Annotated in this window: 10 protein-coding genes; 6 read left to right on the forward strand and 4 right to left on the reverse strand. The window is 70.1% G+C overall.

The window, feature by feature from the left end:
- Window positions 1–10 precede the first annotated feature (10 nt).
- The gene (locus ACTJI1_RS08035) at window positions 11–1,327 is read right to left on the reverse strand and encodes an ABC transporter substrate-binding protein (protein WP_440742210.1); all 1,317 of its coding nucleotides are present in this window, start codon (window positions 1,325–1,327) and stop codon (window positions 11–13) included.
- A 196-nt stretch (window positions 1,328–1,523) separates the two neighbouring features.
- Between ACTJI1_RS08035 and ACTJI1_RS08040 the strand changes: the two genes are divergently transcribed.
- Both ACTJI1_RS08040 and ACTJI1_RS08045 read left to right on the forward strand, forming a co-directional pair.
- The gene (locus tag ACTJI1_RS08040; protein ID WP_310128087.1) at window positions 1,524–2,543 is read left to right on the forward strand and encodes a LacI family DNA-binding transcriptional regulator; all 1,020 of its coding nucleotides are present in this window, start codon (window positions 1,524–1,526) and stop codon (window positions 2,541–2,543) included.
- A 63-nt stretch (window positions 2,544–2,606) separates the two neighbouring features.
- A complete protein-coding gene (locus ACTJI1_RS08045; RefSeq protein WP_440742211.1) occupies window positions 2,607–2,948 on the forward strand; it encodes a hypothetical protein in 342 nt (113 codons plus the stop codon).
- Between the two features lie 33 nt (window positions 2,949–2,981).
- Here the strand turns inward: ACTJI1_RS08045 and trxA are convergent, their stop codons facing one another.
- From trxA to ACTJI1_RS08060, 3 genes are read right to left on the reverse strand one after another with little or no spacing between them, the layout of a single operon-like run.
- Window positions 2,982–3,365 carry a thioredoxin gene (trxA, locus tag ACTJI1_RS08050; protein ID WP_440742212.1) on the reverse strand — a complete coding sequence of 128 codons (384 nt, stop codon included), beginning with the start codon at window positions 3,363–3,365 and terminating at the stop codon, window positions 2,982–2,984.
- Window positions 3,366–3,403: 38 nt separating this feature from the next.
- Entirely contained in the window at window positions 3,404–5,119 is a 1,716-nt protein-coding gene (locus tag ACTJI1_RS08055) for an ABC1 kinase family protein (protein WP_440742213.1), read from the reverse strand.
- Window positions 5,120–5,123: 4 nt separating this feature from the next.
- Window positions 5,124–5,681, reverse strand: a complete 558-nt coding sequence (locus ACTJI1_RS08060; RefSeq protein ID WP_310128079.1) for a PadR family transcriptional regulator — start codon at window positions 5,679–5,681, stop codon at window positions 5,124–5,126.
- A 172-nt stretch (window positions 5,682–5,853) separates the two neighbouring features.
- Here ACTJI1_RS08060 and ACTJI1_RS08065 point away from each other — a divergent pair, with 172 nt between their 5' ends.
- The 4 genes from ACTJI1_RS08065 to ACTJI1_RS08080 all read left to right on the forward strand — a co-directional run bounded on the left by ACTJI1_RS08065 (window position 5,854) and on the right by ACTJI1_RS08080 (window position 8,649).
- Entirely contained in the window at window positions 5,854–6,651 is a 798-nt protein-coding gene (locus ACTJI1_RS08065) for an HNH endonuclease family protein (protein ID WP_440742214.1), read from the forward strand.
- Window positions 6,652–6,720: 69 nt separating this feature from the next.
- Complete coding sequence (locus tag ACTJI1_RS08070) at window positions 6,721–6,939, forward strand: hypothetical protein (protein WP_310128077.1); 219 nt, start codon at window positions 6,721–6,723, stop codon at window positions 6,937–6,939.
- Window positions 6,940–7,153: 214 nt separating this feature from the next.
- Window positions 7,154–7,489 (forward strand): YybH family protein, encoded by a 336-nt coding sequence (locus ACTJI1_RS08075; protein ID WP_440742215.1) that lies wholly within the window; start codon window positions 7,154–7,156, stop codon window positions 7,487–7,489.
- 392 nt (window positions 7,490–7,881) lie between these two features.
- Window positions 7,882–8,649: a hypothetical protein gene (locus ACTJI1_RS08080; protein WP_440742216.1), complete on the forward strand. Its 768-nt coding sequence runs from the start codon at window positions 7,882–7,884 to the stop codon at window positions 8,647–8,649.
- Window positions 8,650–8,683 lie beyond the last annotated feature (34 nt).

Here is an 8,683-nt window from a genome sequence, read left to right on the forward strand (position 1 = left end):
GGCCGGGCCGTCACCAGCCCTTGATGCCCAGCTGCTGGGCCTGTGCCTTCACATCCTGGTCGTAGAGGGCCGCGCCCTCCTTGGCCGAGGAGATGCCGGAGCCGACCTGGATGAGGATCTTCTCCAGGTTCGGGCCCTTGATCGGCGAGAGGAACTCGAGCGCGAGGCCGGTCTTCTTCGCATCCTGGTACGCCAGCTCGTCCTTCACCAGCGCGGGGGCGTCGTCCGGGATCTTGCAGGTGCTGATCGCGAACGGGCCCGCCGGGGTGCCGGCGCTGTTCTGGATGTCGCAGCCCTCCGAGGTGTTGATGAACGCGACCAGCTTCTTCGCGGCGGTCAGCTTGTCACCGGTGGTCGACTTCGGGATGTAGGCCGAGGTCGGCTCCCAGACGGTGGCGTGCGGTTCGCCCGAGTCGGTCGGCATCGCGAAGTAGCCGATGTCGTTGATCTGGTCGGGGTTCGACTGCAGCACGTTGCTGATGACCGTGGTGATCATCGGGTACTGCGCGCCTTCGCCGGTGGCCAGCATCTTCAGGGCGTTGACGTTGGTGAGCGACGCGTAGTCCTTGTTGGTGAGGCCCTTGTCGAACACCTCCTGGGTGTGCTCGAAGCCCGCGAACGCCGGATCTTTCGAGTACTTGGCGTCGGCCTTGTTCGCCGTGTAGTCCTTCGCCCAGTTCGCGTCCTCCGCGCTCACGTTCGCGAAGTCGCCGAGCACGAAGAGCTGGCTCGTCCAGGTGTCGCCGTAGGACTGGATGATCGGCACGATGCCCGCGGCCTTGATCTTCTCGCTGTTCGAGATGAACTCGTCCCAGGTCTTCGGCACGGTCAGGCCGAGCTTCTCGTAGACCTTCTTGTTGTACATGATGCCGCCGTCGAAGGTGGTGCCGGTCGGCGCCCCGTAGAGGCCCTTGTCTGTGCTCACGGACTTCTTGAAGTCGTCGGTGAGGTCCTTGGCCCACGCCTCGTCGGTCAGCGGCTGGAGCTGCGTGTCCGGGCGGAGGGCCTGGAGCAGCGATCCCGAGTTGTACAGGAAGACGTCGTTCATGTCGCCCGTGGACAGGCGCGTCTTGACGAGGTTGTCGCCGTCGGTGCCGCCCGGGCGGGTCTCGACCTTCACGGTGATCGAGGGGTTGGCCTTGTGGAAGGCCTTGGCCAGGTCGTTGGCGAAGCTGGTGCTGGCCGGGTCGTTGCCCGCCGCGAGGAGCGAGATCGTCGTGGAGCCGCCGGATCCGCCGGATGCGCTGCAACCGGCAAGGGCTGCGCCGATGAGCGCGACGCCGCCGAGCGTGGCGGCGACCCGTGTCGCCGTCCTGCGAGAGAACATCAAATACCTCCTTGTATTTTCGAGCGCGTCGGCTGCCCGTGGTTTTCGGGTGATTTGAAACGCTTCACTGACCATAGAGGCGTCCTGCGTCCGCCGTCAAGCACGAAATATAACGATTCAAATTCGGCGGGACGCGCAACATAATTGGTTCGATTCAACGACGCCCATCCGCTACCATCGGCCGAGGAGGGATCGCATGGCTTCCGCAAGCGTGAAAGACGTCGCCGCACTGGCGCAGGTCTCGGTCGGCACGGTGTCGAACGTGCTCAACCGGCCGGAGATCGTCGCGCCCGAAACGGTCGAGCGGGTCATGTCGGCCATGCAGAAGCTCTCCTACGTGCGCAACGAGGCGGCCCGCCAGCTGCGCCTCGGGCACAGCCAGGCGCTCGGGCTGATCACGCTCAGCGGCGGCAACCCGTTCTTCACCGACCTCGCGACCGCCGCTGAGGACGCGGCCGCCGATGCCGGCTACAGCGTCATCGTCGGCAACAGCAACAACCTGCGCGAGCGGGAGGCCGGCTACCTGGGTCTCTTCGAGGAGCTCCGGGTGCGCGGCGTGCTGCTCTCCCCCGTCGCCGACCCGGCGCGCCGGCTCCGGCAGCTGCGCGATCGCGGCATCGCGTCCGTGCTCGTCGACCGGGTCAGCACCGACGAGTCGTTCAGCTCGGTGTCGGTCGACGACGTGGCGGGCGGCGCCCTCGCGGCATCCCACCTCATCGACTCCGGCCGCACGCGTCTGGCGTTCGTCGGCGGACCGCTCGAGATCCGCCAGGTCAGCGACCGCCTCGAGGGCGCGCGCCGCGAGGTCGAGAAGCACCCCGGCGTCAGCATCGAGGTCGTGCCCGTCGCCGAGCTGACGGTGATGGAAGGACGGAGGGCCGGCGAGCAGCTGGTCCAGCGGCCTCCGGCCCAGCGACCGGACGGCGTCTTCGCCGCGAACGACCTGGTGGCGGTCGGCCTGCTGCAGGGACTGTTCATCAACGGCCGCGTGGCCATCCCGGAGGACATCGCGCTGGTCGGCTACGACGACATCATGTTCGCGAGTGCATCCGTCGTGCCGCTCACCTCGGTGCGCCAGCCCAGCCACCTCATCGGCCAGACCGGCGTCAGCATCCTGCTCGAGGAGGCCGAGGACCCCGACCTCGAACCGCGGCACGTGCTCTACCAGCCCGAGCTCGTCGTGCGACGCAGCAGCTCGCTGACCGCCACGGACTGACTCCTGCCGTCGTCGCGCGCGGCCCGCTAGCATCGGACGGAACCGCGACGAAGGGGGACGTGCGTGAACGGATCGAGGCTGCGACCGCGACCGGTGCTTTGGTGGGGCATCGGCCTGACGCTGGGCGGGGTGCTGCTCACGCTGCTGCTGCCCCAGCTGGGCTACACACTGACACTGCAGCACGACACGTCGACCGGCGTCGATCAGGGGATGCTCGTGGGGATCGACCTCGTCGTGCGCGTCGTCGCGCAGGTCGTCCCTCCGCTCGGTGTCGCGCTCATCGGCGCGTCGCTGGTGATGACGTACGTCGGCCGGCTGCTCACCGCGGACCCGTCGCGGCGTGCGGCGGTCGCCGGACTGCGGAGCACCCCCGGAGACGACGAAGGCGCGGAACCCGTCGTGTGACGGGCCCGCGCCTCTCGGACGTCGGCCGGAGCGTCAGCTCTGCTGCTGCTGCTCGGCCGCAGCCTTCAGCTCGTCGTACTGCTTGCGCACCTCGGTCATGTCGAGGCCGCGGATCTGCTGGATGAGGTCCTCGACGGCCTCGCCGGGGAGGGCGCCGGCCTGCGAGAACAGGGGGATGCCGTCGCGGTAGGCGACGAGCGTCGGGATGGACTGGATGCCGTACGACGCCGCCAGCGCCTGCTGCGCCTCGGTGTCGATCTTGCCGAACGTGATGTCGGAGTGCTTCTCGGACGCCTTCTCGAAGACGGGCGCGAACATGTGACACGGTCCGCACCAGTCGGCCCAGAAGTCGAGCAGCACGATGCCGTCGGAGACGGTCTGGTCGTGGTTGGTCGAGGTGATCTCGGTGGTTGCCATGTGAGGTGAAACGCCGGTGCACCAGGCGGTATTCCGGCTCAGGCCCCCCGGCGGCCTGTGAAGACGGTGAACCCGAGCGGCACCACGGATGCGATGAGCAGCACCGTGCCGAGCACCTCGTCGGTGGCGTGGACGATCGCCCCCGCGATCAGCACCCCGCCGAAGACCACCGCCGCCACGAGCCTCCGCACCGCGCGGTCGAGCCGCGCCACGCGCTGCTCGAGGCGGGGCGTGCTGACGGCCACGTCGCCCTCCTCGACCCGGGTGACCAGCGCATCCAGCCGCTTGGGCAGGCGCAGGGCGATGCCGGCCACGTCGAGCGCCTGCTTCGCGACGTCCTGCACGACGTTGCCGCGCTCGTCGCGCAGCAGTTGCCCGGCGTACGGCTCGACCGAGTCCCACAGGTTGAAGGCCGGGTCGAGTGCGCTGCACACCCCAGAGGTCAGCGACATGGCCCGGATGATGAGCAGGAAGTTCTCGGGCAGCTGGAACGGCAGCGACCGCACCACGTCGCCGAACTCGACGGCGAACTCGCGGAACTCGCGCGGATCCACCTCGCGCAGCTCGGCGAAGCCCATACCGCCGAACCGCCCGAACAGGTGCGTCATCGCGCGCTCCAGCTCCCGGGTGTCGGCGGTCGGGAGCAGCACGCCTACGTCGCGGATCGCATCCACCAGGCCCTTGCCGTCGCGGGAGGCGGCGGCGATCAGCAGCTTGCGGAGGCCGCTGCGCGTGCCCGGCGGCACCTCGCCCATCATGCCGAAGTCGACGAACGTGAGCGTCCACGGCCGGTCGCCCGTGCCGGGGCGCGGCGTGACGAAGATGTTGCCGGGATGCGGGTCCGCGTGGAAGAAGCCGCTGCTGAACAGCTGGTCGAACATCACCTCGGCGAACACCGGGGCGACGTCGGCCGGGTCGATGCCGGCCGCCCGCAGCGCGTCGGCGTCGGTGATCTTGATGGCCGTGACGTCTTCGAGGGTCAGGACCCGGCGGGTGGTCCGCTCCCAGACGACCTCCGGCACGGCGACCCGGCCGTCGCCGTCGAACTCGGCCGCGAACTTCTCCGAGTTGCCGGCCTCGTGCAGGTAGTCGATCTCCTCGAGGCTGGTCGTGGCGAACTCCTCGACCAGAGCCGGCGCATCCACCCGATCGGAGACGAGCCGGACGTGGCTCAGCCACCGCCCGACCCGGCGCAGGGCGGCCAGGTCGACATCCACGATCGCGTCGATGCCGGGACGCTGCACCTTGATGACGACCGCCTCCAGCCCGGTCTCCGCCGCCGTCTCCGGCGTCAGCCGCGCACGGTGGGCCTGCCCGAGCGAGGCCGCCGCGACCGGGGTCTCGTCGACCGACGCGAACGCCCGCTCCAGCGCGACGCCGAGTTCCGCCTCCGCCAGCGCCCGGATCGCCGGGAACGGCACGGCGGGGACCTCGTCCTGCAGCCCCTCCAGCTCGCTGGTGATCTCGGGCGGCAGCACGTCGAGCCGGGACGACATGAACTGGCCGACCTTGATCATCAGACCGCCCAGCTCCACCGCCAGCCCGTGGAACCGCTGCGCGAAGCGGCGCATCCGCTTCGACCGCGTCCGCGCGGCGACGCGGGCGAGGCCGATGCGCGGCAGGAACAGCTCGTACCACCAGGTGACGGCGAGGTTCCAGCCCGCGAAGCGCAGGATGCGGCGATAGCGCGCGCGAGTGGCCGGCGTCGCCGCGGGCCGGTGGGGCACCGCGGCAGGCGCCTGGTCCGACGTCACCCCGTCAGCCCTGGGCGAGGATCGAGTACAGCCGCCGCCGTGCCTCGTCGAGCACGGCAGCCGCCTCCTGAACCTGCTCCGGGGTGCCGGTGCGGTGCACCTGCGCGGCCGCCTGGGCGAGCTCGACGCCCGCCTTCGGCAGGGTGCCGCCGTTCATCGGGCGACGCCCGCCCGCGGTCGCGGTTCCCTCGCCCTGCCACGGCGTCCCCGCCTCGGCGGCGGCGACCTCGCGGCCTGCCTCGGTGAGCGCATAGGTCTTGCGACCGTTGGACTCCTCGGCGGTGATCAGGCCCTCGTCGGCGAGCAGCTGCAGGGTCGGGTAGACCGAGCCTGCGCTCGGCTTCCAGCTGCCGCCGCTGCGCTCCTCGATCTCGCGGATGATCTGGTAGCCGTGCATGGGCTTCTCGCTCAGCAGGCTCAGGACTGCCGCGCGGACGTCGCCGCGGCCCATGCGCGAGCCGACCTTCTTCTCGAAGGTGGAGCGCAACTGCTCGAACGCCTGCCACATGGCGTCCGGATCCATGCGGGCGCCGAACCCGCCGGTGGGGAATGAAGTGGACATGGGATGCCTCCAGTCGTCAGCGATACTCGACGATATATCGCTGAGAGGCGTTGGGGAAGGGGTTCGGGTCCTCCCTCAGCGAACGCACGGAGACGGCGGAGGCGGGCGTCGCTGCAGCGACTTCGCTTCGCGCCGGGCTAGCCTGCACACGACCGTCCCGAGAAAGACCCCTGTGCACCCCATCCCCTCTCAGCCCCTCCGGTCCTCCCTTGCCGCACTCATCGCGCTCACCCTGGGCCTGGTCGCCGCCGGCTGCACGGTGACCGCCGAGGGCGCCCGGTCCCAGACCGTTCCCGTCGAAGGCGCCGCTCCGGTGACGCCGTCGCCGGGCACCTCCGCGCCCCCGACGACGGCCGGCGCCGACGACGGCGGGCGTTCGACGGCGCTCGATGTGCTCGCCGCCCTCCCGGTCAAGGGCAAGGCCCCGGCGACCGGGTACCAGCGAACCACCGACTTCGGCTCCGCCTGGCTGGATGTCGACCGCAACGGATGCGACACCCGCAACGACATCCTCGCCCGCGACCTGACCGACACCGTGCGGAAAGGTTCGTGCACGGTGCTGTCGGGGACGCTCGCCGACGCCTACACCGGCGAGACCATCCACTTCGTGCGCGGACAGAAGACGTCCTCCCTGGTGCAGATCGACCACATCGTGCCGCTGCAGAACGCCTGGATCACGGGAGGTCAGCAGCTCACGCAGGCGCAGCGCGTCAGCCTCGCCAACGATCCGCTGAACCTGATCGCGGTCGACGCCCACTCGAACCAGCAGAAGTCGTCGGGCGACGCGGCCACCTGGCTTCCGGCGGCCAAGGGCTTCCGTTGCGAATACGTCGCGCGGCAGATCTCCGTCAAGGCGGCCTACGGGCTGTGGGTGACGAGCGCCGAGAAGGCGGCGATGACCCGCGTCCTCTCCGGATGCCCGGGGCAGCCCGCCGAATCGTCGCAGCTCGCCGCCGCGGCCACGCGGTGATCGAGCAGCGTCATCGAGACTTCTCGCGGTCGCAATCCGGAAGAAACACGCGGCTCCTAGCGTGGTGACATGGGGTCGTTCTCTTTCTCGGAATGCGGACACTGCGGTGAGCAGCAGCCGGTGCTCGGGGACGGGCGGATCGCCATCCACTTCACCCGCGACGGCGACCGCTGCGGCGGCTCCGAGCGCCGACAGGGCGTCGAGGGCGTGAGCAGCGAGCAGGCGCGCCGCATCGAGGCGCAGCTCCGCCAGGCGCTCTGGCAGGCGATGCGCGCGCAGACGTCGTAGGCGGCTGCGCCGCGGGCGCATCGCGGCCGGCGCGTGTGCGCGGGCAGAGTGTTGTGTCGGAGATTCGCGGCCTTGCGTCGGAGATTCGCGCGTTTGGCTGTCAGATCTCCATCCACAGAACGCTGTGTCGGAGATTCCAGACCCGTTCTCCGACGATTGCTCGGGACGCGCGACAATGGTCGCGCCACCGGACGATCGCGAAAAGGAGCCGACCATGGCCGAGACCAGCGTGCCCGAAGCAATCCAGCAGTTCGTCGACGCGACGAACCGCGGAGACACCGAGGCCTTCGTCGACGCGTTCACCGACGACGCATTCCTCAACGACTGGGGCCGCGAGTTCCACGGCCGCGGAGGCGTCCGCAGTTGGAACGAGACGGACAACATCGGCGTGAACGCCCACTTCGACATCGTGAGCGTCGTCCCGGCGGACGAACCGGACACCTACATCGCGACCCTCACGGTCACCGGCGACGGCTACAACGGCACCGGCCCGATGACGTTCCGCCTCGACGGCACGCGCATCGCCAGCCTCCGGATCAGCGAGGGATAGCGCGGCAGCTAGCTAGTATCCGTGGTGGGGTGGGACGCGCCTCGTCAGCCGGGCGTTCTGCCGGAACACGAAAGGGGAGCCGCCGACGATGCGCCACCGTTTGCAGCTTCGCCTCGCGCAGGTCGCGGAACTCGTGAACGCGCTGGCAGAGGGCTTCTTGGATTTCTTCCGCCGCTGACGGCCCACGCGGTGGCATTCAGCCCATGATTGGTGGGCATGTCCTCGCCGCGCGTCTCCCGATAACCGGCTCGCGCAGCCGCGTCAACCACCCTGTCGGACCTCGCAGAGTGTCCGCACGAACGACCCAGACGGGTTCCGTAACGTCGCCGACGCCCGCGATCCGAAGCGGCCGGCACTCCGGCCGGCCGCAGCGCGGGCACGGAAAGGATCCCATGGATTACACGAAGAACACCTCCGTTCGGAAGAGCAGCGCCTTCACGGCCAAGCGGGTCGTCGTCGGCGCGGCATCGCTCCTCACCGCCACCGCCCTCGTCGGCGTCGGCGCCCAGGGAGCGTTCGCGACCACGGTCGACGGCGGCGCCTCGGGCTCGGGCTCGGCCTCGAGCTCGTCGGCGCAGGCCACGGCGCAGGCGCACGTGTCGGCCGATGCCGGGCACGACCTGTTCACCGGCCACCTGAGCGGCGCGAAGGCGCAGGCCCTCGCGAAGCGGATCGTGGCCGACAAGCCGCTGTTCGCGCTGCTCCCGGATGCGCTGCAGCGCGACATCACGACGCTCGCCACGGCGTCCGCCCAGGACCGCACCGCCGACGCGAAGGCGATCGTCCACACGGCGCTGACGGGCGGCTACGGCTCCGCCGTCAAGGACCTCGCCACCCGGCTGAAGGACGCCCGCGGCGACCGTACGGCCGCATCCGGTCTCACCGATCTGGTGCGGGAGCTGCGGACGGGCGACCTGTCCTCCCCGCAGCTCGGTGACACCGGCGCCACGGTCGCGGCCGACGTGACCGCCGACGCCCAGCTCGCCGCGAAGCTGCCGGCCGCTCTGCGCAGCGACCTGACGCAGCTGGCTTCGGCCCCGTCCGCCGAGCGCACGCCGGACGTGCAGAAGATCGCCGCCACCGCCCTCGCCGGCGGGTACGGCGCCGACCTGCAGCAGCTGGCCCAGCAGGTCGAGCAGGAGATCGCTTCCGGCCGCTGAGCCGGCGATCCGGCCGCCGCACCCGGCGGTCGAG

It is taken from the genome of Leifsonia sp. 22587 (assembly GCF_052044215.1).
Lineage (GTDB): Bacteria > Actinomycetota > Actinomycetes > Actinomycetales > Microbacteriaceae > Leifsonia > Leifsonia shinshuensis_C.

Bases quoted from the DNA above. Each gene is read 5' to 3' on its own strand.
- ACTJI1_RS08080 (WP_440742216.1), top strand. From the start codon at position 7,882: ATGGATTACACGAAGAACACCTCCGTTCGGAAGAGCAGCGCCTTCACG.
- trxA (WP_440742212.1), bottom strand. From the start codon at position 3,365: ATGGCAACCACCGAGATCACCTCGACCAACCACGACCAGACCGTCTCC.
- ACTJI1_RS08070 (WP_310128077.1), top strand. From the start codon at position 6,721: ATGGGGTCGTTCTCTTTCTCGGAATGCGGACACTGCGGTGAGCAGCAG.
- ACTJI1_RS08040 (WP_310128087.1), top strand. From the start codon at position 1,524: ATGGCTTCCGCAAGCGTGAAAGACGTCGCCGCACTGGCGCAGGTCTCG.
- ACTJI1_RS08035 (WP_440742210.1), bottom strand. From the start codon at position 1,327: ATGTTCTCTCGCAGGACGGCGACACGGGTCGCCGCCACGCTCGGCGGC.
- ACTJI1_RS08075 (WP_440742215.1), top strand. From the start codon at position 7,154: ATGGCCGAGACCAGCGTGCCCGAAGCAATCCAGCAGTTCGTCGACGCG.
- ACTJI1_RS08060 (WP_310128079.1), bottom strand. From the start codon at position 5,681: ATGTCCACTTCATTCCCCACCGGCGGGTTCGGCGCCCGCATGGATCCG.